At 69.9% G+C, this 26,353-nt stretch carries 24 protein-coding genes, 1 tRNA gene and 1 riboswitch; of the genes, 12 read left to right on the top strand and 13 right to left on the bottom strand.

Annotation, left to right across the window (positions count from 1 at the left end):
- Nucleotides 1-39 precede the first annotated feature (39 nt).
- Nucleotides 40-513, top strand: a complete 474-nt coding sequence (locus tag ABD339_RS20315) for an ATP-binding protein (protein WP_344567815.1) — start codon at nucleotides 40-42, stop codon at nucleotides 511-513.
- Between the two features lie 839 nt (nucleotides 514-1,352).
- On the opposite strand, the gene ABD339_RS20310 is transcribed toward ABD339_RS20315, so the two are convergent.
- Nucleotides 1,353-2,885, bottom strand: coding sequence for a P-loop ATPase, Sll1717 family (locus ABD339_RS20310; RefSeq protein WP_344567814.1), 1,533 nt, complete (start codon nucleotides 2,883-2,885; stop codon nucleotides 1,353-1,355).
- Between the two features lie 500 nt (nucleotides 2,886-3,385).
- Between ABD339_RS20310 and ABD339_RS20305 the strand changes: the two genes are divergently transcribed.
- Nucleotides 3,386-3,490 (top strand) — tRNA-OTHER (locus ABD339_RS20305).
- Nucleotides 3,491-3,765: 275 nt separating this feature from the next.
- Here the strand turns inward: ABD339_RS20305 and ABD339_RS20300 are convergent.
- Complete coding sequence (locus tag ABD339_RS20300; protein WP_344567813.1) at nucleotides 3,766-4,491, bottom strand: SDR family oxidoreductase; 726 nt, start codon at nucleotides 4,489-4,491, stop codon at nucleotides 3,766-3,768.
- Nucleotides 4,492-4,554: 63 nt separating this feature from the next.
- Here ABD339_RS20300 and ABD339_RS20295 point away from each other — a divergent pair, with 63 nt between their 5' ends.
- Complete coding sequence (locus tag ABD339_RS20295; RefSeq protein WP_344567812.1) at nucleotides 4,555-4,950, top strand: MerR family transcriptional regulator; 396 nt, start codon at nucleotides 4,555-4,557, stop codon at nucleotides 4,948-4,950.
- Here the strand turns inward: ABD339_RS20295 and ABD339_RS20290 are convergent.
- Together ABD339_RS20290 and mltG are read right to left on the bottom strand one after the other, a co-directional pair.
- Nucleotides 4,905-5,781 (bottom strand): IS5 family transposase gene (locus ABD339_RS20290; RefSeq protein WP_344567811.1). Its coding sequence is split into 2 segments (ribosomal slippage): nucleotides 4,905-5,450 and nucleotides 5,452-5,781, totalling 876 coding nucleotides; the frame shifts between segments, so codons are not numbered across the junction. The genes ABD339_RS20295 and ABD339_RS20290 overlap by 46 nt on opposite strands.
- A gap of 404 nt (nucleotides 5,782-6,185) precedes the next feature.
- Nucleotides 6,186-6,962, bottom strand: a complete 777-nt coding sequence (gene mltG / locus ABD339_RS20285; protein ID WP_344567810.1) for an endolytic transglycosylase MltG — start codon at nucleotides 6,960-6,962, stop codon at nucleotides 6,186-6,188.
- A 328-nt stretch (nucleotides 6,963-7,290) separates the two neighbouring features.
- Between mltG and ABD339_RS20280 the strand changes: the two genes are divergently transcribed.
- Nucleotides 7,291-7,953 (top strand): pentapeptide repeat-containing protein, encoded by a 663-nt coding sequence (locus tag ABD339_RS20280; protein ID WP_344567809.1) that lies wholly within the window; start codon nucleotides 7,291-7,293, stop codon nucleotides 7,951-7,953.
- A gap of 285 nt (nucleotides 7,954-8,238) precedes the next feature.
- On the opposite strand, the gene ABD339_RS20275 is transcribed toward ABD339_RS20280, so the two are convergent.
- The 3 genes from ABD339_RS20275 to ABD339_RS20265 form a co-directional block, all read right to left on the bottom strand.
- Nucleotides 8,239-8,517 carry a DUF2630 family protein gene (locus tag ABD339_RS20275; protein WP_344567808.1) on the bottom strand — a complete coding sequence of 93 codons (279 nt, stop codon included), beginning with the start codon at nucleotides 8,515-8,517 and terminating at the stop codon, nucleotides 8,239-8,241.
- A 99-nt stretch (nucleotides 8,518-8,616) separates the two neighbouring features.
- Entirely contained in the window at nucleotides 8,617-9,168 is a 552-nt protein-coding gene (locus ABD339_RS20270; RefSeq protein ID WP_344567807.1) for a hypothetical protein, read from the bottom strand.
- Between the two features lie 169 nt (nucleotides 9,169-9,337).
- Nucleotides 9,338-9,913, bottom strand: a complete 576-nt coding sequence (locus tag ABD339_RS20265; protein WP_344567806.1) for a TerD family protein — start codon at nucleotides 9,911-9,913, stop codon at nucleotides 9,338-9,340.
- A gap of 339 nt (nucleotides 9,914-10,252) precedes the next feature.
- Here ABD339_RS20265 and arfB point away from each other — a divergent pair, with 339 nt between their 5' ends.
- Nucleotides 10,253-10,693 carry an alternative ribosome rescue aminoacyl-tRNA hydrolase ArfB gene (gene arfB, locus ABD339_RS20260; RefSeq protein WP_344567805.1) on the top strand — a complete coding sequence of 147 codons (441 nt, stop codon included), beginning with the start codon at nucleotides 10,253-10,255 and terminating at the stop codon, nucleotides 10,691-10,693.
- A gap of 77 nt (nucleotides 10,694-10,770) precedes the next feature.
- Here arfB and ABD339_RS20255 read toward each other — a convergent pair whose 3' ends face one another.
- Nucleotides 10,771-11,310: a flavin reductase family protein gene (locus ABD339_RS20255; protein WP_344567934.1), complete on the bottom strand. Its 540-nt coding sequence runs from the start codon at nucleotides 11,308-11,310 to the stop codon at nucleotides 10,771-10,773.
- Between the two features lie 555 nt (nucleotides 11,311-11,865).
- Between ABD339_RS20255 and cdgB the strand changes: the two genes are divergently transcribed.
- Nucleotides 11,866-13,647: a diguanylate cyclase CdgB gene (gene cdgB, locus ABD339_RS20250; RefSeq protein ID WP_344567804.1), complete on the top strand. Its 1,782-nt coding sequence runs from the start codon at nucleotides 11,866-11,868 to the stop codon at nucleotides 13,645-13,647.
- Nucleotides 13,648-13,740: 93 nt separating this feature from the next.
- A complete protein-coding gene (locus tag ABD339_RS20245) occupies nucleotides 13,741-14,796 on the top strand; it encodes a carbohydrate-binding protein (RefSeq protein WP_344567803.1) in 1,056 nt (351 codons plus the stop codon).
- 153 nt (nucleotides 14,797-14,949) lie between these two features.
- Here the strand turns inward: ABD339_RS20245 and ABD339_RS20240 are convergent, their stop codons facing one another.
- From ABD339_RS20240 to ABD339_RS20230, 3 genes are all read right to left on the bottom strand, one after another.
- Nucleotides 14,950-15,882 carry a 1-phosphofructokinase family hexose kinase gene (locus ABD339_RS20240; RefSeq protein ID WP_344567802.1) on the bottom strand — a complete coding sequence of 311 codons (933 nt, stop codon included), beginning with the start codon at nucleotides 15,880-15,882 and terminating at the stop codon, nucleotides 14,950-14,952.
- Between the two features lie 117 nt (nucleotides 15,883-15,999).
- Nucleotides 16,000-17,247 carry an N-acetylglucosamine-6-phosphate deacetylase gene (gene nagA / locus ABD339_RS20235; RefSeq protein ID WP_344567801.1) on the bottom strand — a complete coding sequence of 416 codons (1,248 nt, stop codon included), beginning with the start codon at nucleotides 17,245-17,247 and terminating at the stop codon, nucleotides 16,000-16,002.
- Nucleotides 17,244-18,164 (bottom strand): ROK family protein, encoded by a 921-nt coding sequence (locus ABD339_RS20230; RefSeq protein WP_344567933.1) that lies wholly within the window; start codon nucleotides 18,162-18,164, stop codon nucleotides 17,244-17,246. Before ABD339_RS20230 ends, nagA begins: the two co-directional genes overlap by 4 nt.
- Before the next feature lie 514 nt (nucleotides 18,165-18,678).
- Between ABD339_RS20230 and ABD339_RS20225 the strand changes: the two genes are divergently transcribed.
- The 3 genes from ABD339_RS20225 (at nucleotide 18,679) to otsB (ending at nucleotide 21,414) form a co-directional block, all read left to right on the top strand.
- Nucleotides 18,679-19,965 carry an extracellular solute-binding protein gene (locus tag ABD339_RS20225; protein WP_344567800.1) on the top strand — a complete coding sequence of 429 codons (1,287 nt, stop codon included), beginning with the start codon at nucleotides 18,679-18,681 and terminating at the stop codon, nucleotides 19,963-19,965.
- Nucleotides 19,966-20,150: 185 nt separating this feature from the next.
- Complete coding sequence (locus tag ABD339_RS20220) at nucleotides 20,151-20,435, top strand: DUF3263 domain-containing protein (RefSeq protein WP_344567799.1); 285 nt, start codon at nucleotides 20,151-20,153, stop codon at nucleotides 20,433-20,435.
- Nucleotides 20,436-20,574: 139 nt separating this feature from the next.
- Nucleotides 20,575-21,414 carry a trehalose-phosphatase gene (otsB, locus tag ABD339_RS20215; RefSeq protein ID WP_344567798.1) on the top strand — a complete coding sequence of 280 codons (840 nt, stop codon included), beginning with the start codon at nucleotides 20,575-20,577 and terminating at the stop codon, nucleotides 21,412-21,414.
- A 78-nt stretch (nucleotides 21,415-21,492) separates the two neighbouring features.
- On the opposite strand, the gene ABD339_RS20210 is transcribed toward otsB, so the two are convergent.
- Nucleotides 21,493-22,986 carry an alpha,alpha-trehalose-phosphate synthase (UDP-forming) gene (locus ABD339_RS20210; protein WP_344567797.1) on the bottom strand — a complete coding sequence of 498 codons (1,494 nt, stop codon included), beginning with the start codon at nucleotides 22,984-22,986 and terminating at the stop codon, nucleotides 21,493-21,495.
- Nucleotides 22,987-23,067: 81 nt separating this feature from the next.
- A complete protein-coding gene (locus ABD339_RS20205) occupies nucleotides 23,068-24,048 on the bottom strand; it encodes a glucosyl-3-phosphoglycerate synthase (RefSeq protein WP_344567796.1) in 981 nt (326 codons plus the stop codon).
- Nucleotides 24,049-24,203: 155 nt separating this feature from the next.
- A riboswitch (SAM riboswitch) is annotated at nucleotides 24,204-24,388 on the top strand.
- A gap of 17 nt (nucleotides 24,389-24,405) precedes the next feature.
- On the opposite strand from ABD339_RS20205, the gene thrC reads away from it, so the two are divergent.
- Nucleotides 24,406-25,734: a threonine synthase gene (thrC, locus tag ABD339_RS20200; protein ID WP_344567795.1), complete on the top strand. Its 1,329-nt coding sequence runs from the start codon at nucleotides 24,406-24,408 to the stop codon at nucleotides 25,732-25,734.
- 206 nt (nucleotides 25,735-25,940) lie between these two features.
- On the top strand, nucleotides 25,941-26,216 hold the full coding sequence (locus ABD339_RS20195) for a MoaD/ThiS family protein (RefSeq protein WP_344567794.1): 276 nt from the start codon (nucleotides 25,941-25,943) through the stop codon (nucleotides 26,214-26,216).
- Nucleotides 26,217-26,353: the final 137 nt, after the last annotated feature.

Below are 26,353 nucleotides of genomic sequence, written 5' to 3'. Positions count from 1 at the left end.
TCCACTACCCATAGCGGCCACCAGCATAAAGGAACTTGTATGCACGAGTATATGAGTACAGAGCGGATCTGGGAACTCACCTGCCCAGGACTCCCCGAAGAGGTCAGCCGACTCCGCCGCTGGACCCGGGATGTACTGCGCGACAGCGCGTGTGCGGATGACGCCGCTTTGATCGTGAGCGAGCTGGGCTCCAACGCACTCGTCCACTCGGCGAGCGGCGGCCCCAACGGGAGCTTCCACGTCTCCCTGCACCGATCCCCCGGCACGGTCGTCCTGGCGGTCACCGACACCGGCGGCGGCTCGACGAAGCCGCACGTGGAGACGCCCGACGAGGAGGAGACCCACGGCCGCGGCTTGGGACTCGTGACAGCTCTGGCCAGCCGGGTGTGTGTCAGCGGAGACGACTACGGCCGGACGGTCACCGTCGAGATGAACGACAAGGCCAAAGAACCAGAGCCACAGTCCCCACCAGCCGGGCACTGCACACTGCCCACACAGCGCCGAACACCATGACCTCCACCAGGTCCCTCGTACTGCAACGGGGCTTCTACTGCGAGTGCTACGTCAACGAACGCCAACTCGGCACCTACGACGCCTACACCCCTCACGAGGCCCTGCACTGGATCCGCATCAGCCTGACGATGATCGTGAGGACACTGGACGAGGAGCCCTACCGCCGAGCCCGACGATGGCTCGACCACGACCAGGAGCAAGCCGCCCAACTCCTCACCGGAGGCCGGCCACACACACTCACACTCAGGCAACGCACCACACAGGTCACTTGGACCGCGAGGCCAGTTATCTACCTGCCTCTGCACCCGAGTACGACACCAGCGCACCAGACACGTGCGTAACAACTTTCTCTACGACTTCAAGGCGGCCCGCTGACGCGGGCCGCGCGCGGCCCGGCGGGACCGCGCCGCCGCTCCTGTCTCCGCCCCGCTCCGGCACGCCCCCGCCGCCCCGCGCGACAGCCGACAGCGGCCAGTTGAGGTTAGAGATTGACGCGCCTCCGGCTGGGGCGCTCAGGCTCCGGGAAGGACGGAGCATCGTTCGCGAGTGCAGACCGATGGTGATGCACGGGGAGCTTCCGCCCCTTCTGCTGTCGACCCCGGTAGAGCCGAGCAGGGGCGGCTCCTGACGCACGTCCAGGTCGTTCGTACAGTGGCGCGCTCCACTTGGACGCTAGGACGCCCGCTCCACGGTGTGTGGGTCGACGGGCAGAGGGGATGGAAGATGGCGTGAGCGGCGGGCTGGGGCGACGGCAAGGTGACTACGTGCAAACCACTGGCGGTCAGACACGCATGGACGTGCTTGAACGGATCAGCGCATATGCCGTAGCACTGCCGTTTTTAGGAGTTTGACTCTTCGTCAATTGATGTGTCGATGACGCCTTCTGCACTTCCCTGCACGAGATGCAGTGCCGGTCGATACAAAAAGGGTACCCAGTATTGCAGGAATGGAGGCTCTCCTCTTTTTTCGAAGAAGCCGATCTCTACAAGTCGGGTACACAACTGCTTCGTACGCTCCGCGCTTTCCTGCCAGATCGAGGAGAGGCTCTGCACGCTATGATTCGTCTTTTGCGCTTCTAGCAGCTCCAGATGATGCCGGACATCTGGATACTCTGCATAGAGAGTCCTATCAAGACGCACCTCTGACACAGGAGGCAAGGCGTCCTTGAGCGCCGAAGGATCGAACAGGTGCTCTCCGTCGGGTTCTGGCTCACCGACCTCTAGGCGTTTTAGCTGAGCCCTACGAGCCTCGGTCAGCAGGTGAATCAACTCTCGCGGCGCAGTGCGTTTGGTTCCATCCTGTGTGCGCGTTAAGCACCAGTCGAAGGTCTGGGGCCTGCGTGAGCCCAGTTCCACTTGAGGCGGGTACACGTGATAGAAGAACTCTTGCTGTGCACTGGTGCCTACTACCACGACCTTCGGGTCAGACCCATAAAGCTTCACCAGAGATTCATTTTGCAGTAAGCGCTGCACGACAAGCTGAAGCAAAGCATCGTTATCCCAGTACAAGACGAGATCACGAGTAATATGGCTGGCTTCACGGAAGCCGGAATCAGTTATCGCCTTCCAGATGTCCGTACGAAGAAAGATTTTAAGGTGTATGCGGTCGAAGCCATTCAGGTCGAGATAACACTTAAATAGCGCGCGTAGTGCCTTTTTCTCTAGGTCTGGCTCGCCTGCAAAAGCCACATCGAGCCTGTCCAGCAACAACCACATTTTGATACCTGCATCAGCAAGAGATGTGTTCGCGACCTCAAGTAGCTCGTCTACGTAAATGTCTCCCCGGGCTCTTTCTGCCACACTAGGTTCCCTGAACGCTATGCGATTACTGAAACCCGCGATAGTCCCCGTGTTGGGATCCAGTGCGACAGAAGGCTCTATTTCGCTGGGCCGCGCAAGGCGACGAACATACTCAAAAGCATTTTTTACGTGCTGGCGCAAGGATGTTTTGCCGCCTGGGCGAAGCTGGGCATCAGTCAGAGTTCGAACGACTTTACGCGCGCCTTCGTCTCTTATCTCGTACTCGTCGAAAGCGTCAGCAATCAAAGCTAAGAAGTACAGCTTCCATAGCCCTGCAAACGCTTCTTCCGGCACTGGCGGTTCTTCGGTGAGACTTTTGAATGCTGGAGTCCCTTTAGGGTTTTCTGCCGCCCGGACGAGAATGTTTCGATCAAATAGTTGCTCTTCGCGTGACATCAAGGTGGAATATATGGCGCTCTTTCCGGAGCCCTTCGCTCCGTAGATCACGTCTACGTCGCCTCGCCACACGCTTTTCCAGTGCTCTGTTTCAACGAAGTAAGTGGCGAGTTCATCGAATTCATCCTCAGCTACCCTCTGGCCGAGCGAGAGATCTTCAATTATCTGCCTCTTCATGATTCCCCCAGCGTGCTAAACGGGCTTCCCAGCACTAGAGCCCCTTATCTCCACGGTCTCCGCAGTCTACGAGACGAACACGGGCTGAGCACCCCTCATCGGCAGGAAGAAGGCTGCCAGGCTGCAGGCGAGTGAAGGCCGTTGATGCGATACGGAGGGAGCGCCGGCTGTCGGTGGACGGCAAACGATCACTGTTTAGCGGGCCCGTATGGTTCCACCTGGCCAACCGCGCCTGCACGCTCTCCCGCAGCGTTCAGTAAGGCTGTGCTGGTCGAACTCCTAAACGGGTGTCTGCGGGACTTTCGGCCTCCCCGCCGTGTGACGCCGCTGTTCCCAGACCGCTCGGTTGAGCTGGGGGACCGGTCCAGCGAGCCACACGCACGCCTGATCGTTCGGCGCCCCCGCCGTCGCGGCGGGCTGTCTGTGGCTGAGGTCCATGCGGGGTGCGGTTGCAGTACAGCAGCGAAGTACAGCAACCCCACCAACCGCCAGCGCCCGGCGCCGCCTCTCCTACGCCCCGCAGCGGCCGGTATGACCGTCCCCGCCCCACCCATCTACAGCTTGTAAACGGAAGGTCGTCGGTTCGAATCCGACAGGCGGCTCCACTTGCTTTATGCAGGTCAGAGGCCCTGCGCCGGGATGGGTGCGGGGCCTTCGTCCCTCCTCGTCGCAGGTGGGGCCCGGGAGCCGGGGTGAGCGGCGGGTCGCGGTCGTCGGGCAGTGGTCATCAATGTTGGCGGGAACGGCCGCTTGATGGTCGTTAAAACCGCTACCGCACCTGCCGCTGATCTAGGGCCTGTTGCGAAAGTGCACTTGAGGAGCGGTGCCGCGCCCGGGACGGTGGCCGCGGGTGTTCACACCTGTCCCGGGCGGTTTGGGCTTACGGCTTGGCGGCGTCGTGTGCGGACAGTTGCGGGTACAAAAGGGCCGGGTCCTCGCCGAGCCGGGACTTCCACTGGGCCGTCCGCCCGTCGGCCAGCACTTCGAGAGAACCGGCCTCAAGGCCGTCCAACGCCGCCTTGGCGATCACATCGGGGGCCGATTTCTCATCCTCGATGCTGGCCATCATGTCGGTGTCGACGCTTGCCATGGCAAGTGCCGTGACCTGGGTGCCCTGACCAGCGAGTTCGTACCGGATGCCGTTGGTCAGCGCCCAGGTTGCGGCCTTGGACGCCCCGTAGCTGTTGGAGTGTTCGTACGCCATCCACGCCATGACCGACAACACGTTCAGCACGGCACCGCCGCCATTGGCACCCAGGACCGGCGCGAAGGCACGCACCATGCGCAGGGTGCCGAAGAAGTTGGTCTCCATCTCCAGCCGGATGTCTTCCTCCGCGCCGTCAGTGAGCCGGGCGAAGGTCGACACCCCGGCGTTGTTGACGAGCAGTGTCGTGTCGCCGGCCGTGACCGCGGCCCGGGCAACGGACGCGTCATCGGTGACGTCGAGCATCAGCGGGACGACTCCGGGCATCTCCGGGATGGTCTCGGGCCGGCGAGTGGCCGCGTAGATCTTTTTGACGCCCCTGCTGCGCAACTCGGTGACGAAGCTGTGCCCGATACCCCGGTTCGCGCCTGTGACCAGCGCAATCTCGTTTCGAATGTCCATGCCCGCTACGCTAAAACCTCACGCCAACGTGAGAGTCAAGCGCGGGAAAGGGGAAACGGGGCGATGAAGATCGGAGAGCTCGCTCGGCGGGCCGGTGTGAGCGTGCGCGCGTTGCGCTACTACGAGGAACAAGGCTTGCTCAGCCCGGAACGTACACCGTCGGGACAGCGCCTCTACACCGAGGAAACCGTCGAGGTGGTGCGCCTGTTCCAGCGGTTCTACGCGGCTGGCCTCAGCAGCCGTTCCATCGCGGCACTGCTGCCCTGCGTGAACCACGGCCGCACCACCGTCGCACAGCGCCGCATGCTGCACACCGAACGCGGCCACCTCGCGGCCAGGGTCGAGGAAATGACCCACACACTGCGCCGGCTCGACCAGCTCATCACCGCTGCCGACCACCGCGACGGGCCGGCTCACAGCCACTCGTTGAGGACTGCAACCAGCACGGTCGCCTCGTAGCGGACGGCGAGCTTGTCATACCGGGTCGCGACCGCGCGGTGCCTCTTGAGGCGATTGATGCCGCACTCGACGGCGTGGCGCTCTCTGTAGTCGGCCTTGTCGAACTTGGGCGATCGACCGCCACGGTGACCGAGGTTCCGGCGGTTGCGGATCTGATCGGCCTTCTCCGGGATGGTGCAGCGGATGCCGCGTCTGCGCAGGTAGGCGCGGTTCGCGCGGGAACCATACGCCCTATCGGCGCGGACCTTGTCCGGCTTGTCGTGCGGCCGGCCGGGGCCGATACGGGGCACGCGGATGCCCTCCAAGACCAGCTGGAACTGCGGGCTGTCGTGCCACTGACCGGCGGTGTCCAGCAGGGACAGCGGCTTCTGCCTCTGCTCGACCGCCAGATGCAGCTTGGTGGTCAGCCCGCCGCGCGAGCGCCCGAGACCGTGGTCGTCGGGCTCAAGGTCGATGCCTCCGGGTGGCCCCTTTTGGAGATCCCCCCTTTTACGGGCCCCCGGCAGCGTGCTGGTGGGCGCGCGCGACAGTGGATTCCACGCTCACATCCCAGGTGATCAGGCATTTTGCGTCAGCCTTGGCCTGCGACTGCTCGAAAATCCGCTTCCACGTGCCGTCACGCTGCCCCCGCCGGAACAGGTCGTAGGCCCGATCCCATGGCCCGTATCGCTCCGGAAGATCGCGCCATGGAGCGCCGGTCCGGGTTCGCCACCGTATGCCGTCGATCAGTTGACGATGAGTCCAGGTCCGCGGGCGGCCAGGCTTCTTGCCCACGGGCAACAGCCCTTCCAGCCGCTCCCACTGGCCGTTCGTCAGATCACCTCGCCCCACGGTCAGTGATCACCTATGACCTTGATCGACTTTCGCAGCAGGCCCTAGATCCCCTCGGCCGGGCGGGGTGGGGGCTGCGCTTGGGTGCGTACGCTCAGCTGGAAGAGATGCGCGAGCGCGTCCTGGGTGCCGGATGGCCGGTCGGGCGTATCGAAACGCTGCCCACGCAGTGGACGATGACAGCTCGCGATCCCGATGGACGTCGTGTGGACATTCGGGCCCATCGCCCCCGCACCTCCTCGCCGCTCCCGACCGTGGGCTGACGGCGATCCCGGGTTTGCCCTTGCGGTACAGCGGCGAAGTCCGGTCGGTTGCCGCCGGGTACCTCTTCTGGGTACTTCCCGGGTACCTCCTGGAGAGGCGCGCCGCGAGCCGCCCCCTGGTGGGCCCGGCGCCCCGGCGGCTCAAGCGCCGTTCCGCTGCTCGGTGTTGAACTCCGTCACCCACTTTTTGTGCTCGTCGTAGTCCGCCGTGAAGCGGGTGTCGCCGGGCTTCACGGTGACGAAATAGAGCCAGTCACCCTTTGCGGGGTTCTTGGTGGCCTTGAGAGCTTCGGGGCCGGGGTTGTTGATGGGGGTCGGTGGGAGGCCCTTGTGGCGGTAGGTGTTGTAGGGGGAGCTGATGTGGGTGTCGGCGATGGAGGTGTTGAGGGTGGACCGGTCCAGGGCGTAGTTGATGCTGGAGTCCATCTGGAGGGGCATGTCGCGCTTGAGGCGGTTGTTTATGACGCGGGCGACCTTGGCCATGTCCTCGGGGTTGTCGGCCTCTGCCTGGATGATGCTGGCGATGATGAGGGACTCGTAGTCCGTGGAGTCCGCCGCGTTCAGGTGGCGGTGCGCGGCCTTGGACATCCGGGTGACCAGTGCCTCGGGGGATGTGTCGCGTTTCACGTGATACGTGGCCGGATAGAGGTAGCCCTCCGGGTTGCCCTTCGCTGCCTCGGGGAGCTTCAGCTTGCCCTCGCGGGCGGCGCGCTCGGCGGCCTTCTCCGTCGTACCGCCGGGCACGGACAGTGCCTTGTCGGCCGCCTTGTACACCTGCGAGGCGCGCCATCCCTGGTGGATGACCAGGGGCTCGGTTATGTGGCGCTGCCACTCCCTGAGCAGCAGTGCCCCCGCCGCCACAGCCATAGCGCACAGCAGGGCGGTACCGGCAAGCCATCGCTTCCGCTTCGAGGTCATAGGGAAACGCTAGGCCAGTGAACGCCGGTGAGGGGACCGGCGGGACCTTCCGGGAAGTGGTCCTCGTCTCCAGCGTGCGGTGTGCCTGCGCTGTTTCCGTGGTGGGGAACGTGTGCACGACTGGTGTCAATACCCTTTTGGTGGTCAAAGTGAGATATTCGTCCCTCTCGGCTCGCGCTTGTGGAAGAGGCCGGATTCGGCGCATGAGGGGATCGCGAGGAGGGCCGCAATGAGGGGGTGAGGGGGCCGTAGGGGGGAGGGGGAGCGAAGGGAGGGGCTGCCGGGCTGACGGGGTGTCAGTGTCAGTGGCGGTCGGCACGATGAGGGCATGGCGAAGTCAGCAGTGCGCGAGGCGCGGCTCCCGGAGATCAGCCTGCCGGAGCTGCGGCCCTACGAGGGGCAGGGGCTGGAGCCCGACGGGGATTACGACGGGGTGCGCTTCGAAGGGCTCGATCTGAGCGGCGCCGAGGGCGCGGGGGCGACCCTGCTCGACTCGGGGATGTACGGCTGCGCGCTCGACGAGGCGGCGCTCGGGCGGCTGCGGGTGCTCGACTCGGTGCTGGAGGGGGTGTGGGGCGTCGGTACGGATCTGGCCGGCGCCGAGCTGAGAGACGTGGAGCTGCTGGATGCCCGGCTGGGGGGCGTTCAGCTGCACGGGGCGCGGTTGAACCGGGTGCTGGTGCGGGGCGGCAAGATCGACTTCCTGAATCTTCGGCAGGCCCGGCTCATGGACGTGACCTTCGAGGGCTGTGTGCTGAACGAGCCGGATTTCGGCGGCGCCGCTCTGGAACGGGTGGCCTTCCGGGACTGTGTGCTGCGCCGGGCCGAGCTGAACCAGGCGCGGCTCAAGGATGTGGACCTGCGAGGGGTGACGGAGCTGGACATCGCGACGGGAGTGGACCGGCTGGCGGGCGCGGTCATCAGTCCGGCCCAGCTGATGGATCTGGCCCCGGCGTTCGCCGCGCAGATCGGGGTGCGGGTGGAGGCGTGAACGGGGCGGGCGTCGTTCGCCCCGCGAGCCCCCTCGCGAGTCCTCCCTCGCGATTCCCCGCGAATCAACATTTTTCCGCGCCCCCGTCCCGGGGCTCCAACAAGGCCGAACGCGGCTCTACGGTGAATCCTCACTGTCGCGTACATGGCGATAGAGCGGTTGAGCGAGGAGGAGGAACGGCATGCGCCCCACCGTCTTATGCCGTGCCACCCGCAACAGACTGGGCGCTCCAAGGGCCTGAAGATCGGCATCCACACCAGCGCGGGCACCCAGAGGCCAAGAGCGCTAGGAGAGGTAGCCCTCCACCTCTGAGGTGGGGCGTACCGAGGCGTCGCCCGGGTCGCCGCCGGACTCCCGCTTGGCTCGGCGCTGGCGCAGCAGGTCCCAGCACTGGTCAAGCTCGTGCTCCACACCGCGCAGGGCCGCGTGCTCCTCGGCGGTGGTCAGCTGCCCCTGTGCGAGCTGCTCGCGCAGCCGGTGCTCGTCCTCGACCAGCTGCTTGACCCGGCCGAGGATCTGCTGCTCGGCCTGCTTCTCGCGGCGCTGTTCGTAGGGCTGGCCCATGGGCTCCACCTCGCTCGACCTTCTTCCGGCTCGCTCTCCCACCCTAGGAAGAGCGGGCCGGGGGCGCGAGCGGTGGGCCGAGGGGGTGGGCGAGGGGCCCTAGACGCGCGGGAAGCGGGCCGACAGGTCCCAGATAGCGGGGTTGGCGTCCAGGCCCTCGTGCATGTCGGTGAGGTCGGCGAGCAGGTCGTGGAGGAAGTCGCGGGCCTCGCGGCGCAGCTCTTTGTGGGAGAAGGAGAGCGGGGCGGCGTCGCCTCCCCGGGTCGCCCCGGCCTTTGTCCTCGCGGCCTTCTCACCTGCCCCCCGGTCGGCGGTCCAGTCGGCGGTGATCTCCACCCAGCCGAAGCGGCGGGTGAAGCGCAGGCGCTCGGTGGACTCGGTGAAGTCCAGCTCGGCGTGGTGGGGGCCGGGGGAGCGGGCGCCGAGGGGGTCGCGGTCCAGTTCCTCGGCGATGGCGCACAGTGCCCAGGCGAAGTCGAGGACCGGCACCCATCCCCAGGCTGTGGACAGTTCGCGGTCGGTTGCGGTGTCGGCGAGGTACACGTCACCGCAGAAGAGGTCGTGGCGCAGCGCCCGTACATCCGCCGTGCGGTAATCCGTCTGCGGAGGGTCGGGAAAGCGGTGGGAGAGCGCGTAGCCGATATCGAGCACGGGCCGATGGTGCCATGCCCGGCGGCACGGGCGGGTGGCGCTCCCCGCGTTGAGGGAGCGCCACCTCGTCACCGTGTGCGGTGCCGCCGGGTCGCCGTGCGTGGTGTCACCCGTGGGCGCGCGGCCGGCTGCCGCGCGGCACGTGGTCCCGGGCGCCGTGGCCGGGTGCTCAGACGTTGACGCCGAAGTCCTGGGCGATGCCCACCAGGCCGGAGGCGTAGCCCTGGCCGACGGCGCGGAACTTCCACTCGGCGCCGTTGCGGTACAGCTCGCCGAAGACCATGGCGGTCTCGGTGGCGGCGTCCTCGCTCAGGTCGTAGCGGGCGATCTCGGCCTCGCCGGCCTGGTTGATGATGCGGATGAACGCGTTCCGCACCTGGCCGAAGTTCTGGCTGCGGGTCTCGGCGTCGTAGATGGAGACCGGGAAGACGATCTTGTCGATCTCGGCGGGCAGCCCGGCCAGGTTGACCTTGATCTGCTCGTCGTCGCCTTCGCCCTCACCCGTGACGTTGTCGCCCGTGTGCACGATCGACTGGTCCGGGGTGGCCTTGTTGTTGAAGAAGATGAAGTGCTGGTCCGAGTAGACCTTGCCCTCCGCCGTGACCGCGATGGCGCTGGCGTCGAGGTCGAAGTCCGTGCCGGTGGTGGTGCGCACGTCCCAGCCGAGGCCGACCGTGACGGCGGTCAGGCCCGGTGCCTCCTTGGTGAGCGAGACGTTGCCGCCCTTGGACAGGCTTACAGCCATGGGGTGTGCCCTTCTGTCGCGATCTTGGATCTGTCGGGGATCTCCCGGAGGACCGGGTGCGAGGCCCTCGGCCGCACACAGGGTCCACGGCCTCACACCCTCCACAACGCAGCCGGGGGACGGACGGGTTCCAGCTTTCTTTGCCTTCTTTACGTTCACCGGCCGGACGCGCCTCGGCACAAGCTGCGGCGCCTCGGCAGAACCGGACCGCGACTCCCCGGAACCGGACCGCGACTCCCCGGAACCGGACCGCCGGCTCGGCGGAACCCGACCGCCGCCTCGGCAGAGCCGGACGCGACTCGGTAAAAGCGGATGACGGGGACGTGCCAAGGGCCGACCATGGAACCCATGTCCGGTCCCTATCTCATCCGTGGCTCGGTCTCCCTGCCGGAGGCCGAGCTGACGTGGCGTTTCTCGCGCTCGTCGGGGCCCGGCGGACAGCATGTGAACACCAGCGACAGCCGGGCCGAACTGCGCTTCGACCTCGCGGCCACCTCCGCGCTCCCCGAGGTGTGGAAGCGCCGCGCGCTGGAGCGGCTGGCCGACCGGCTGGTGGACGGCGGCGTGCTGGTCGTACGGGCCGGCGAGCACCGCTCCCAGTGGCGCAACCGGGAGACGGCCGCCGTGCGCATGGCCGCGCTGCTCGCGGAAGCGACGGCTCCGCCTCCGCCGCCGCGCCGCGCGAAGAAGGTGCCCCGTGGCATCAACGAGCGCCGCCTGCGGCAGAAGAAGCAGCGCGGCGACCTCAAGCGGGGCCGCACCGGCCGCGGTTGGGACTGACGCCCGCCGCCGGACCCTGCTCTCCCTTCCGCCGGGCCGCGGCGGCGGGTCAGGTCTGGCGGGTCGGCTCTGGCGGGTCAGCGCAGGGACCGGTAGCGGCCCTGGAAGTAGGTCAGCGGGCCGCCTTCGCCCTGCGTCAGGTGGGTCGCCAGGACGCGGCCGATGACCAGGGTGTGGTCACCCGCCGCCACCCGCTGTTCGGTGCGGCACTCGATCGCGGCGAGCGCGTCGTCCACCAGGGGAGCGCCCGTGGCCGCGCCGTGCCTGTGCGGGAGTTCCTTGAAAAGGAGCCGGTCGCTGAGCCGCGCCTTCATTGCGAAGCGACCGGCGGTCTTGTGCTGGGCGTCCGTCAGCAGGGACACCGCCCAGAGGTCCTGGCGGGTCAGCAGCTCGTCCATCCGCGAATCGGTGCGCACGCTGATCAGCACCAGCGGGGGCTCCAGGGAGACGGACATGAAGGCGGTGGCCGTCATGCCGACGTCCTCGCCGCGCGCCGACTCCTCGGCATCGTGCGCCGTGACGAGCACCACCCCGGCGGCCAGCCGCGCCATGGCCGCGCGGAACTCCTCGTCGCTCACCCCCTCAGCATGGGGCATCTGCTGGGGTGCGGGGGTCATCTGCTGCTGCACTGCGTGAGACACATGGCCACGCTAACGATCTCCTCCCGGCCGCCGCATCGGCCTCCGGGACCAGGCGGGGACTAGGACCCGAGGCCCGAGTGCGGCCCTCCCGGGGTCCCGCGCGGTCCTCCCCGAGCGTCCGCGAAGCCCCCCTGCCTTCCCGCGGGGCGCGCTGTCGCCGGAATCGCGCGAAAATCCCGTGCGGACCTCGTGGAGGTCTTGTGACGGCGCTCTGGGCGGTGCCCGGGGGAGAGGGCCTCTTTCGAGTCGATTCCGCGTCCGCCCCGGGAGCCGCTCCGGCAGCCCGCCGGAACCGCTCCCATCCCCGCTGTGCCGGGGATCGCGCCCGGCGTACGCGGCGCAGTCAACTAGTCGCACACTGTTGTGACTTGAGTCACAGAGGGCATTAATTGTTGACCCTGTGTACCGGGTGAACAGCTCGCTGTGATTCAGTGGCGGTGGCAGTCGCAGTGTGCAAACGGCAGAACGAACGCCGGGGAGAAAGACCCGCGAACGCTGGAGTTGAGGTACGAGGCTCAGCAGGGGAGGGCGATGGAAACCGAGTCGGAGCCTTATGTCCGCCTCGCCAGTCTGCGTCAGCTGCACCAAGTCGTGGCGCAGCTCAATACCGCCCGCAGCCTCGCCGACACCCTTCAGACCGTGGCCGACGGGGTGGTCGAAGGACTCGGCTTCGAGATCGCCGCGGTGAACCTGGTGCGTGCCGACGGCGATCTCGTCGTCGCCGCGGTGGCCGGCAGCCCCGCGGCCGAGGCCATGATGGCGGGCCGCGTCGGCCCCCGCCCGGCCTGGGAGCGGCGGCTGACGATGGGCGAGCAGTGGGGCGCGCTGCGCTTCATCCCGTACACCGCGGGCTGGGTCCTGGACGACGACGAGGTGCCGCAGTGGCACACGCCCAGCACCGTCCGGGACCGCCCCGACGCCTGGCACCCCATGGACCGGCTCTTCGCACCCCTGTACGCCTCCGACGGCGAACTCCTCGGCGTGCTCTCCGTCGACAAGCCGCGCAACGGCCGCCGCCCCGGCGCGTGGGGCTGTGAGGCGCTCCAGATGTACGCCTCGCAGGCCGCCATCGCGATCAGCAACGCGCGGTTGCGCTCGAACATGCAGCGGGCGCTGGTCCGTCTGGAGCGCGAGCAGCAGGCGCTGCGCTCCAGCGAGGAAAGCTTCCGGCAGGCGTTCGAGTACGCGCCCAGCGGCATGGCCGTCGCCGAGATGGGCGGCGACCAGCACGGGCGGCTGCTGCGGATAAACGACGCGCTGTGCCGGCTGCTGGGCCGCCCCGCCGCCGCCATGCGCCGCTGCTCCTTCTCCGACCTGGTCCACCCCGAGGACATCGGCACGCTGCTGCGCACCTCGGCCGAGGGCGGCCGGGCCGAGCTGCGGCTGGCCCGGCGCGACGGCTCCTACGTGTGGGTCTCGCTGCGCAACTCGGTGGTGGCCGACACCGCCGACGGGCCCCGCTATCTGCTCACCCACGTCGAGGACATAGAGGAGCGCAAGCGGCACGAACTCCAGCTTGCGCACCGCGCCAGCCACGACTCGCTGACCGGCCTGCCCAACAGCGCCGAACTGCGGGCCCGGCTCAGCGGCAGGCTGTGCTCCCTGCCGGGCCGCAGCGGGGGCGCGGAGGGCACGCCCGGCGGAGCCCCGGGCGAGGTGTCCCCGTTCGGCGAGGGGGCCTTCGGCTACGAGAGCGGCGGCTTCCCCTTCGACCTCGCCGGCCTGGGGGAGATATCCCCCGGGGGCCCGGAGACGGAGCCGTGGGCCGGGGCCCCGGAACCGTTCACCGGCCTGTACGGCGTCCCCGGCACGGCGGGCGGGCGCCAGGTTTTCGGCGCACCGGGCGGGCCGGGCGCTCTGGGCGGGCGGGACCACCACGTGCACGCGGTGCCGCCCGAGGGGGAGGGGCCGGGCGAGAAGGGGCTCGCCGTGCTCTTCTGCGACTTGGACGGCTTCAAGTCCATCAACGACCGCTACGGCCACAACTGCGGCGATGCCGTCCTCATCGAGGTGGCCCGCAGGCTCGCGGCCGGGGTGCGGGACAACGACACCGTGGCCCGGCTCGGCGGCGACGAGTTCGTGGTGCTCGCCGACGGACTCGGCCCGGCCGAGGCGCAGGACCTCGCGGTGCGGCTGCGGAACGCCATCATTCCCCCGATCCGGGTTGACGGCAGAGATGTGCGGGTAGGCGCGAGTTTCGGCATCGGCTGGGCCGCTTGCGGAATGACAGCCGAAGAGGTGCTGCAATCCGCTGACCAGCGCATGTACATCGAGAAGCGGTCGCGGTCCAAGAGTCAGCGCCGAGCGGGTTAGCACTTTCCTCGGTGATCGGCTACGACCGCCACAAGAGGTTCGCCCAAGAGAGGTAGGCTCGCCCGGATACCTGACGTAGTAGGGAGTGAGGGGATGACCGCCGAGAACAACGGCACGGGCGCCACGCCGGGGGGTGGAGACGCCTCCCAGCCGGGTACAGGAGCGGAAGACGACCCGTTCGCCTACCTCTACCGGCAAGAGGGCGACGCCCAGCAGGCTCCCTCTCCCGGTCAGCAGCCCGGCGTCCCCCGCCGTTCGTACAACCAGGTCCGTGCGGTCGGCGAGCGGCAGTACGGCTACGGATACCCCCAGCAACAGCAGCAGCGCGGCGGCTACGGCTACCCGCAGCAGGGATCCGGCACCGGCGGTTACGGCTATCCGCAGCAGGGGTCCTCGTCGTACTCACCGACCCCGCCGCCCCACCAGCCCAGCCCCCACTACGCGGCGCCCGAGACGATGGCCGGCGGGCGCGCGGCGGCGCGGCAGCAGGCCGGTCAGGGCGGCTACGGTTCCGGGCGGCGCAGCCGCACCGGGCTGCTGGTCGGCGCCATAGCCGTCGTCGCGGCCGTGGTCATCGGCATCGGTGCGGCGATCATCTTCAACGACGGTGACCGCGCCCAGGGCAACGAGAGCGACGGCGGCAGCGGCTCGTCCGAGCAGGCGGGCGGCAAGCCCGACCAGGGCAACGGCGGCAAGAAGGACGACAAGAAGGACAAGCCAACACCCTCCGGACTGCCGAAGGAGGACGCGGCCAGCCTCACCCTCGCCGGTGGCACCAAGGCCGCCAAGGACATTCCGGGCGCCGAGGGTCGGGACGGCACTTATGTCGCGGGGCTGAACAATCCGGGCGCTTCGGCGACCTGGGACATGAAGAACGTTCCGGCGCCGGGCCAGTACCGCCTGTACGTCCGCTTCGGCGTGCCCGGCAAGGACGCGGACGCCACGCTCACTGTCAACGGCAAGGCGGAGAGCCGCCCCCTCCAGATGAGGAACTTCTCGGGGGCCGAGGAAGGCGACTGGTCCAAGGGCTGGCAGACCACGTGGTCGATCGTTCAGCTCAAGAAGGGCGACAACTCGGTGAAGATCTCGTGCGAGTCCGGAAACCAGTGCGACGCCAACCTCGACAAGGTCTGGCTGAAGCGGAACTGACGCGGAGCCGCTCCGCCGGGGAAACGGAACCCGCGTGACGTGCAACCTGTGTGACGTGCGGGGAAGCGGAACCTGCGCGAGTGCTGAGAAGCGGAAGCTACCTGACGTGCGGCCCGCGCCGCTTCTGGCGCGGGCCTGCCGGAGATCCGGCGCTCAGGGCGTATCGACCTGCTGGACCTTGACCGACGGCAGCAGCCGCGCGTAGGTCTGCTCGTCGAACTCGCCCGCCACCGGGGAGCGTACGGTCGCCGCCGAGAGCGCTACCGCCCGCGCCAGCCGGTCCGGCCAGGGCAGGCCCTCGGCCAGTCCGGACAGCAGCCCGGCCACCGCCGAGTCGCCCGCACCGGTGGGATTGCCCGCCAGCCGCTCGGGAACCCCCGCACTCCAGGTGCCGTCCTGGGTCACCAGCAGCATCCCGTCGGCCCCCAGCGACGCGGCCACGGCGCGGGCGCCGCGCTGCTGCGCCGCGCGGGCGGCGCGCAGGGGCTCGGAAGTGCCCGTGATACCGGCCAGCTCGTGCGCGTTGGGCTTGACCAGGTCGGGCCGGGCCGCCAGCCCCCGGCGCAGCGGCTCCCCGCTGGTGTCCAGGAGGACCGGGGTGCGGGCCGTGCGGGCTTCGCGTACGAGTTCCGCGTAGGCGCCCACGGGCACGCCCGGCGGGAGGCTCCCGCACAGCGCCACCACCTTGGTACCGGAGTGCAGCAGCTCGCGGTATGCGTCGAGGAAGCCGTCCCACTCCGCGGTGCCGACGTGCGGGCCCGGCTCGTTGAGCTGGGTGGTGTCGCCGGTGGACTCGTCCACCACGCCCACGGTGCGCCGGGTGTTTCCGGAGACCTCCACCAGCGCGTCCGTCACCCCCGCCGCGTCCGCCGCGAGCAGGGCCCGCAGCTCGCGCCCCGTATCCCCGCCGGCGAAGCCGGTGACGGCCGTCTCGAAGCCGAGCGCGGCCAGCACCCGGGCCACGTTCAGGCCCTTGCCGCCGGGGCGCTCGGTCACCTGCCGCACGCGGTGCGACGCGTGCGGGGTGAGCCGGGGCACGTGGTAGGTGAGGTCGAGCGCGGCATTGAGCGTGACAGTCAGGATCATTGACGCGCACCACCTTCATCAGCGAACGGAACCAGCCTCATGGGCCCCCGCCCCGAAGGGCGGGCGCGCCAGTGATCATGCCATCGGATGTGCCGCCGGGCGAGCCCCCGGGGCAGCTCAGAGCGTTCCAGGGGACACCACCCACGCGCCGCGGCGCATGACGCCGACCAGCGCGAACTCCTCGTCGAACACCGCGAGATCGGCGTATTTGCCCGGCTCCAGCGAGCCCACTTCGCCGTCCACGCCCAGCAGCCGGGCCGGATTCTCGGACAGTGCCGCGACCACGTCGGTGACCGGCAGCCTGTCCACGGTCACCGCGCGCCGGAAGGCGTGGTCCAAGGTCAGCGTCGAACCGGCGATGGAGTCGCCCTCCACCAGCCGTGCCACCCCGTCGCGCACCTCGACCTCCAGCCCGCCCAGCGGGTAGCGGCCGTCTCCCATGGCGGCGGCGCCCATCGCGTCGGTGATGAAGGCGACCCGGGCCGGGCCCGCCGCGCGGAAGGCCAGCTTCAGGGCCGCCGGGTGCAGATGGGTGCCGTCGTTGATCAGCTCGACGGTGATCCGCTCGTCCTCCAGCAGCGCGGCGACCGGGCCCGGCTCCCGGTGGCCCAGCGGCGGCATCGCGTTGAACAGGTGGGTGGCCACCGTCGCGCCCGCCTCGATGGCCGCGAGCGTGCTCTCGTAGGTGCCGTCGGTGTGCCCCACGGCGGCGATGACGCCGCTTTCGGCCAGCAGCCGCACCGAGTCCAGGCCGCCGGGGCGCTCCGGGGCGAGCGTCACCATCCGGGCCTGCCCGCGCGCGGCTTCCACGAGCTTGCGCACATCGGCCGGATCGGGGTCGCGCAGCAGCGACTCCTCGTGCGCGCCGCGCCGCTCGCAGGCGATGAACGGGCCCTCGTAGTGGACGCCCGCCAAGTCGCCCTGTTCGGCCAGCTCGCTCAGCGAGCCGGCCTGCCGGCACAGGTCGTCCAGATCCCCGGTGACCGTGGAGGCGACCATGGTGGTGGTGCCGTGCGCGCGATGGGTGCCGATGACGGTCAGCGACTCCTCGTGGGTGCCCGCCGAGAAGGAGGCGCCCCCGCCGCCGTGCACGTGCATGTCCACGAAGCCGGGGACGATCCAGTGGCCGGACAGGTCGATCACCGCGTCGTCCGGCCGCGCGCCGGACGTGCGCGATGCGCTCGTCGCGCCTCTCGCGTCCGTCGCGCCTCTCGCGTCCGTCGTGTCAGCGGTGCTCGCCGACCCCGCCGTGTCCGCCGTGTCCGTCGGGACCAGGCGGCTGCCCTCGACCGTGAGTCTGCCGCCCTCCCGCACACCGCCGGGCAGCACCACTCGGGCCCCGGTCAGCACCGTTCGCTTGCTCATCGGCTCGCCACCTCCGCGGAGAGAAGATCCCAGGCGAGAAGTCCCGCGCCCAGGCAGCCCGCGGCATCCCCGAGGGCCGCGGGCACGATTTCCGGGAGAGGCTGGAATGTGACCTTTTCGCGTACCGCCTCCCGGAGCGGAACGAAGAGGGTGTCGCCCGCCTCGGCGAGGCCGCCGCCGATGATCAGTGTGCGGGGGTCGAGCAGGGTGAGTCCGGTGACCAGGCCGGTGGCCAGCGCGTCGATGGCGTCCCGCCACACTTCCTGGGCACGCGGGTCGCCCGATGCGACGGCCTTGGCCGCGTCGGCCGCCGTGGCCCCCGGGTCTCCGCACGCCTCGGCCCAGGCCAGCCCGACCGCCGACGCGGAGGCCAGCCGCTCCAGGCACCCTCGCTGCCCGCAGCCGCACGGGGGCCCGTCGGGGCGTACGACGATGTGCCCGATCTCCCCCGCGCTGCCGTGCGCCCCCGGCTCGACCGTCGTGCCGATGCCGATGGCGCCCGCGATGCCGGTGCCCAGCGGCACGAACAGATAGCGGTCCACGCCCGCGCCCGCACCGATGCGCCCCTCGGCCAGGCCGCCGGTGCGCACATCGTGGCCCAGGGCGACGGGCAGCGGCGGAAGCTCCGCCGACCGGCCCTGCCCGAGCCGGTCGCTCAGGAGGGCGCGCAGCGGGAGGTCGCGCCAGCCGAGGTTGGCGGCGAAGACGGCGATGCCGTGCTCCTCGTCGATGACGCCCGGCACGGCTACCCCGGCCGCCGCGGGCTCGGCGCCGAACCGCTCCAGGCCGGTGGCCCGCAGCTCGGCGGCGAAGTCGAGGACGCCCTCGGCCACGGCCTCCGGGCCGCGCTCGCGCGCCGTGTCGCGGCGCACCTCGTGCAGCAGTTCGTTGCCGGTGCCGATGAGCGCGGCTTTCATGCCGGTGCCGCCGACGTCGAGGGCGATGACGTATCGCGGGTCCTTGCCGCTCGCGGGTTCAACAGGGGTATCCACGTCGCACAGTCTCCCGCGATTCCCTTGAAAAGGTCTAGTCCACTCCGGGGATCTTCTTCCCCGTGCGCGCCTTCCGGACGCCTTCCAGATGCCCTTCCGGGTGCCTTCCGGGTGCCTTTCGAGCGTCATTCGGATCCCTTCCGGATGCCTTACGGGCGCTTTCCGGACGCCTTCCAGGGGCATTCGGGCGCGCCGGAGCGCTGCCCGGCACGACGCGGATGTGCCAACTGGCAAGAGCGGAAAGGGAATTTGTCCGTACCCGGACCGCGGGTAACCCGCGAAGGGGAATCAGTCGGAGACGAGTCCGTATCCGTACCGGTATCCGGTCCGGTATGGACCCCGCGGCACATCCGGAGGGAGACTCACCGCCCCGGACCCGAGCCGGAGCTGACGTGCCAACAGGGGTGCACGCAGCAGGTTCTGAGGGGTAGTGGAGAACATGGAACGACGGCGCTTCCTTGGTATGACCGCCTCCGGAGTGGCCGGAGCGGCAGGGCTGACCTCGCTGTCCGGTTGCGGTGCCGGATCCGGTTCCGGAGATGTCACGCTCAAACTCGTGGCCGCCGACTACGGGGACCCGGGCGGCAACAACAGCTCCGAGACCTACTGGAAATCGCTCGCCGATGCCTTCACCAAGAAGAATCCCGGCATCCAGGTCGAGGTCACCGTCCATAGCTGGAACGTGATCGGCAAGAAGCTCAACGAGATGGTCGAATCCGGCAACGTACCGGACATGGCCCAGCTCGATTCTTACGCCAACTGGGCTGCCGAGGGGCGGCTTTACAAGGTCAGCGAACTGCTCCCCATACCCGCGCAGGCCGCGTTCCTCGTCCCCCTCGCCGAGGCGGGCGAGGTGCGCCGCGTCCAGTACGGCCTGCCCTTCGTGGCCAGCACCCGGCTGCTCTTCTACAACAAGAGCCTCTTCGCCAAGGCCGGTCTCGACCCCGACTCGCCCCCCAAGAGCTGGGAGGACCTCAAGACCGCCGCGAAGGCCCTCAAAGCGGCGGGCGTGAAGATCCCCTACGGGCTGCCGCTCGGCCCCGAGGAGGCCCAGAGCGAGGCCGACATGTGGATGATCAGCAACGGCGGCTCCTACGTGGACGGCGTCGGCAACTACACGATCAACTCCCCCCGCAACATCGAGGCGTTCACCTGGCTGCGCGACAACCTCGTCGCCCCCGGCCTCACCAACCCCCGGCCCGACCGCACCAACCGCCAGGACCTGTTCGACGCCTTCGGCCGCGGCGAGGTCGGCATGCTCAACGGCCACCCCACGCTGATGCCCCAGGCCGACCGGCACAGCGTTCAGTACGGCACGGGCAAGCTCCCCGGCAAGGGCGGCGCGGCCGACGGCACCCTCGGCGTCGCCGACTGGATGATGGCCTTCAAGGAGAACGGGCACCGGGTCGAATGCGGGAAGTTCCTCTCCTTCGTCTACCAGGAGAAGAACCACTACGCCTTCGCCGACCGCTACGACCTGATGCCGGTCACCATCGCCACGACCGAACGCATGCGGCGCGACCCCAGGCACAAGGAGCTCTGGCGCTTCTTGGACCGGCTCAACGGCGCCGAATTCTTCCCCGTCGGCAAGGTCTCCTGGGCCACGATCAACACCGAGCTGAAGACCACCATCGGCAAGGCCGCCCTCAAGGGCGCCGACCCCAAGGCGGTCCTCAGCGGGCTCCAGCGGAAGGCCGAGGCGGCCGACAAGAAGGCCGAGAGGTAGCCCGGATCCGTCGCGGGCCCGGCGTGCGTGCCGGGCGCGCTGTTGCGCGTCTTCGTGCGTTTCCACGCCTCTTCGTGCGTTTCCGCCGTCTTCGCGCGTTTCCGCGCGCCTCCGCGCGCTGGTGGGCGCCGCCCTGCGCTGCCCGGCCCGGGCGGGGTGTCGGTGTGCGCCGGTAGCGTGGAGGGATGAGCGGGACGGAGGGCGGCAGCGCGGGGCAGCGCGAGGCCGCAGGGCAGGAGCGGGGCGCGGGGCTGACGGACGAGGACCGCGCCGTGCTCGACTTCGCCGCTCGCGGGTGGTCCTCGCCCGGCGCCAAGGAACGGGCCATACGCGAGCGGCTCGGTATGTCCCCGGTGTGGTACTACCAGTTGCTGAACGCGTTGCTGGATGAGGAGGCCGCGGTCGCGTACGCCCCTGTGACCGTCAACCGGTTGCGCCGCGCGCGCGAGCGGGGGCGCGAGGCGCGGTGACGGGGACGGCGTCCGTGGGGGCTGGCGCGCGTTGTGGCCGCCTGCGGGTGGGTTGTGGTCGATCGCGCCGTTCCCCGCGCTCCTTCGGGGCGCGCCGTTCCCCGCGCTCCTTCGGGTGGGGGTCGCTAAGGTGCGCGGCATGTCGTTGCCTGACGTTGTCACCGAGGCGGGGCGGGCCGGGGTGGCCGCGCTTCTCGCTGATCCCTCCCGTGCCGTGCTCGCCCTCGACTTCGACGGGACGCTCGCACCCATCGTTCCCGACCCGCGCGACGCGCGCGCCCACCCGCGCGCGCTCCCCGCGCTCGCCCGGCTCGCGCCCCGGCTGGGGGGCATCGCCGTCATCACGGGGCGCCCGGCCGCCGACGCCGTGCGCTACGGCGGTTTCGAAGGGGCGAGCGGGCTGGAGGGGCTCACCGTGCTGGGCGCGTACGGTGCGGAGCGCTGGGACGCGGCGGACGGCGCGGTCCGGGCTCCCGAGCCGCCGCCCGGGGTCGCCGCCGTGCGGGCCGAACTTCCCTCGCTCCTGGAGCGCCTGGGCGCGCCCGAGGGCACCTGGACGGAGGACAAGGGCCGCGCTGTCGCCGTCCACACCCGGCGCACGGCGTCTCCCGAGGCGGCGTTCGCCCTGCTGCGCGAGCCCCTGTACGCGCTCGCCGAGCGGCACGGGCTCATGGTGGAGCCCGGCCGCCTCGTGCTGGAACTGCGGCCTCCCGGCGCCGACAAGGGCTCCGCGCTCAGGGGCTTCGTCCGCGAGCGGGGGGCGGGGGTCGTCGCCTATGGCGGGGACGATCTCGGGGATGTCGCGGCGTACGACGCGGTGGAGGCGCTGCGCGGGGAGGGTGTGCCGGGCCTGCTGCTCTACGCCGCCCCCGACGCCGCTGCCGAACGGGTGCCCGAACTGACCTTCCGGGCGGATGTGACCGTGCCGGGACCGGCGGGACTGATGGCCTTCCTGACGGAGCTGGCCGAACGGCTGTAGCACGGGCACGGGCACGGGCACGGGCACGGGCACCGGCCGCCGGGCCGGGCGCGGGCCCCGGTGCCCGGCCTCCGGGGATCAGCCGGCGGCGGCGATCCGCGTGAGCTGGTCCAGGAACCAGCGGGTGGGCGGGTGCGCGGTGGCCGTCGCCGCCAGGCGCTTGGTGCGTTCCTGGCGCTCGGCGGGGTCCATCGTGAGGGCCGTCCGCAGGGCCGAGGCGGTGGCGGTGATGTCGAACGGGTTCACGCAGAGCGCGTCCTCGCCCATCTCCTCGTAAGCCCCGGCCTCCCGCGAGAGCACCAGTGCGCAGCCGTCCTCGGAGACCACGGGGATCTCCTTGGCCACCAGGTTCATCCCGTCCCTGATGGGGTTGACGAGTGCCACGTCGGCCAGCCGGTAGGCGGCCAGGGAGCGGGCGAAGTCGTCCTTGACGTGGAGGACGACCGGCGTCCAGGCGGGGGTGCCGAACTCGGCGTTGATGCCGTCGGCGACCCGCGAGACCTCGGCGGTGTAGTCGCGGTAGACCGACAGGTCCTGCCGCGAGGGGTAGGCGAACGCCAGGTGCACCACGCGCTCGCGCCACTCCGGGTGGTCCAGGAGCAGGCGGCGGTACGCGTACAGGCCGCGCACGATGTTCTTCGACAGCTCGGTGCGGTCCACCCGTACGACGGTGCGGCGCGGACCGCCCTCCGGGGCCGTGCCGATCTGTTCGCGCAGCTGTGCCCTGCGCTCGTCCACGTCCGGGCGGTAGGCGCGCTCGCGCAGGAAGTCGCCGTCCGCGCCCAGCGGGTGGACACCGATCCGCGTCGTGCGGCCCTCGTAGGTCACTGTCGCGAGGGTCTCCGCTTCCGCCGACGGCCCCGCGGCCTCGCTGACCGTGGCTCCCAGCACGCGGGCGCAGGACTCGGTGAACAGCCGTGCCCAGCGCCGGGTGAGGAAGGCCGTGCGGTCGGCGCCGAGCATGCCGCGCAGCACCCTCGCGGCCACCTCGTCGGGCAGCAGCCGGTAGTAGTCGGCCGGGGCCCAGGGGGTGTGCGAGAAGTGGCCGATGCGCAGGTCGGGGCGGCGCTCGCGCAGCAGTCCGGGGACGAGCGTGAGGTGGTAGTCCTGCACCAGGACGGTCGCGCCCCGGCCGGCCTCCTCGGCGAGCGCGTCGGCGAAGGCCGCGTTGTACTCCTCGTACGCCGCCCACTGGCGCGTGAAGTCCACGTCGAAGGCGGGCTCCAGCGGGGTCTGGTACAGCATGTGGTGGGTGAACCACAGTACGGAGTTGGCGATGCCCTGGTAGGCGGCCTCGAAGGTGGCGGCGGGGATGTCGAGCATCCGTACGGTCTGACCGCCGGTGTCCGCGGGGTCGAGCCTGCCCGCGTGGCGGCGTACCGCCTCGCGGTCGCCCTCGCCGAGCGCCGCGCACACCCACACCGCGTCGGCCTCGGGCCCGATGGCGGAGAGGCCGGAGACGAGGCCGCCGCCGCCGCGCTTGGCGGTGAGCGAGCCCTCGCCGTCCAGTGAGAAGGAGACGGGACCCCGGTTGGACGCGACGAGTACCTGCGACGTTGTGCCAGCGACCATGGGCGGAGCTTAGCCACCGCCGGAACCGCTCAAACGTACGCGCGGCCGTACGAGCCGCCCCCCGGCCACTCGGGGCGGGCTTCAGGCCGCCCAGCCCGGCCGGTACTCGGGCACCGTGCACATCGGTGGCCGCTCCTCGGTGCGCAGGAGGTGGTCGCGCGGGACGAAGGCGCCCGCCTGGTCCCGCTCGAACTGGGTCAGCGGGAGACCCCCGGCGGCGGCAGGGGCGGTGGCGGGGCCGCCGGGGGCGGTCCCGGGCAGCCGCCGCTGGGCCGTCGCGTAGATCGCCGTCGCCATCCTGCCCAGCGCCTGCCCGTCCTGGTGCCGGTGGCGGCGCACGCCGACGTCCACCTGCGCGAGCGCGTCCAGGCCCACCAGGTCCAGCGCGTCGATCAGCAGCGCCAGCTCGACCCCGTAGCCCACCGGGAACGGCAGCCGCTCCAGCAGCTCCCGGCGCACCGCGTACTCGCCGCCCAGCGGCTGGACCATGCCGGCCAGCAGCGGCCAGTGCAGGTTCAGCAGCGGCCGGGCCACCAGCTCGGTCACCCGGCCGCCGCCCGCCGGGCTGTCCCACAGCGGGCGGTCGTACATGGCCTTGACGAACTGGAGCCGGGGCTCGGTCAGCAGCGGGCCGACGATTCCGGAGACGAAGTCGGCCGAGAAGTCGCGCAGGTCGGCGTCCACGAAGCAGACGATGTCGCCGCTGGTGGCCAGGAGCGAGCGCCACAGCACCTCGCCCTTGCCGGGCAGGGCCGGCAGCCGGGGCAGCAGCTCATCGCGGTGGACGACCTTGGCACCGGCCGCCGCGGCGACCTCGGCCGTGCGGTCGGTGGAGCCCGAGTCCACGACGACCAGCTCGTCCACCAGCGGGGCCGCGCCGGCGGCCAGCTCGCGGCGGATGACCGAGACGATCTCGCCGACGGTCGCCTCCTCGTCCAGCGCGGGGAGTACGACGCTGACGGTCGTGGCGCTGCGGCGCTTGGCCGCCAGCAGCAGGTCGAGCGGCCGGTCGGCCGCGTTCCATGAACGGCTGCGCAGCCATTGCCCCACTTCATCGAGCACGTGCGCGGCCCTCCTGTGATCCATCTCGCGGTGCGGACGCCTGTCTCAAGCCATACCGCTGTCGGTTACAGTCTTGAACAACGCGCAAGGCCCCCGCATGCCGGGGTCGGCGCGACAAATGCCCGGGCGGCCTGTGCCGGCCGGCGCCATAGAGCAGCTCATCCAGAGGGGCAGAGGGAACGGCCCGTTGAAGCCCCGGCAACCATCCCGCGATCCGCGTGTACGCCATGGACTCCGTGTACATGCCCGCGTCCGCGCGGACACTCCAGGCGAGAGAAGCCTTCGTGGGGACGGTGCCAATTCCGGCCCGTGACGAGATACGCCACGGGGAAGATGAGGAGAAAGGGCCTCGCCTCCATGGCTGTGCAGACTGTTGCGAACACCGCGTCCGGCGAATCCGCCGATTCCGCCGCCCCCGCTCCCGACGAGACCGGGACCCCGTCGCTCGGCGCCGCTGTAGCGCTCTCCTGCCGGGAGTGCGGCACCCGCACCCCGCTCGGCCCCAGCTTCGTATGCCTGGAATGTTTCGGTCCGCTTGAGGTGGCGTACGAGCTGCCCACCGGCGACCCGGAAGCCCTGCGCGCACGTATCGAGGCCGGGCCCGCATCGATGTGGCGCTACGCGCCGCTGCTGCCGGTGCCCGCCGACGTCGCCGGGAAGCCGAATCTGAACCCTGGCTTCACCCAGCTGGTGAAGGCCGACCGGCTCGCCGCCGAGCTGGGTGTCACGGGCGGCCTGTACGTCAAGGACGACTCCGGCAACCCCACGCACTCCTTCAAGGACCGCCCGGTCGCCATCGCCCTGGAAGCCGCACGCGCGTTCGGCTTCACCACCTTGTCCTGCTCCTCGACGGGCAACCTCGCGGGCGCCGTCGGCGCGGCGGCCTCGCGCGCCGGGCTGCGCTCGTGCGTGTTCATCCCCGAGGGGCTGGAGCAGAGCAAGGTCGTGATGGCGGCGATCTACGGCGGTGACCTCGTGGCCATCGACGGCACCTACGACGACGTGAACCGTTTCTGCTCGGAGCTGATCGGTGACCCGCTCGGCGAGGGCTGGGGCTTCACCAACGTCAACCTGCGCCCCTTCTACGCCGAGGGCTCCAAGTCGCTGGCGTACGAGATCTGCGAGCAGCTCGGCTGGCGGCTGCCGGACCAGATCGTCATCCCCGTCGCCTCCGGCTGCCAGCTGGTGAAGATCGACAAGGGGCTGCGCGAACTGGTCGAGCTGGGGCTCGTCGAGGACAAGCCGGTCCGGATCTTCGCCGCGCAGGCGGAGGGGTGCTCGCCCGTCTCCCGCGCGTACAAGGACGGGACCGACGTGCGGCCGGTGCGGCGCCCCGACACGATCGCCAAGTCCCTGGCCATCGGAAACCCCGCCGACGGTCCGTACGTCATCGACATCTGCCGGCGGAGCGGCGGGGCTGTCGAGGACGTGAACGACGCGCAGATCGTCGATGCGATGAAGCTGCTCGCGCGGACGGAAGGGGTTTTCGCGGAGACCGCGGGGGGCGTCACGCTGGGCGTCACGCGCAAACTCCTCGACGAGGGTGTCCTGGACCCCTCCCTCAGCACGGTTGTGCTGAACACGGGGGACGGGCTCAAGACGCTCGACGCGGTCGCCCCGTCGGCGGGGCCGTCCGCGGTGATCGCGCCCTCCCTCGACGCGTTCCGTGCGGCTGGGCTCGCCTGAACCTTTTCCGGGGCTTCGCCCCTTCCCCCATTCCCTCGATTCCCCGATGGCCTCGATTCCCCCGATTCCCCGATGGGCTCGCCGACCGGACAGCGGGGCGGCTCCGCCCCAGGAGCCCCCGCGGGGCCCGACGATCGAGGCGCAGGTCGAGGGCACAGATCGAGGCACAGCTTTCGGCGAAGCTCTCTAGCGTAAGGAAGACAAGCATGAGTGTGAATGTCCGAATCCCGACCATCCTGCGGACCTACACCGGTGGCCAGGCGGAGGTGAGCGCCGAGGGCTCGACGCTCGCCGAGGTGCTGGCGGATCTGGAGAAGAATCATGCCGGGATCAGTGCTCGTGTCCTGGATGATGCGGGCAAGCTGCGGCGGTTCGTGAACGTCTACGTCAATGACGATGACGTCCGCTTTGAGCAGGGGCTGGAGACCCCGACGCCGGACGGCGCGGGCGTTTCGATCATTCCCGCAGTGGCCGGAGGCTGATCTTCCGATTGGGCCGCACACAAACGGAATCGCCTCTCCCGGATCATCGTCCGGAAGGGGCGATTCCGCGTTTCGGGAGACGGTAGAGTGACGGAAGATCCCTCCTGCGGCCCTTGCCCAACGCATATGAGAACGCG

This window comes from Streptomyces axinellae, assembly GCF_039532135.1.
Classification (GTDB): domain Bacteria; phylum Actinomycetota; class Actinomycetes; order Streptomycetales; family Streptomycetaceae; genus Streptomyces; species Streptomyces axinellae.
The sequence above is the reverse complement of the archived record's forward strand: the minus strand, read 5'-3'. Positions and strand labels throughout refer to the sequence as shown.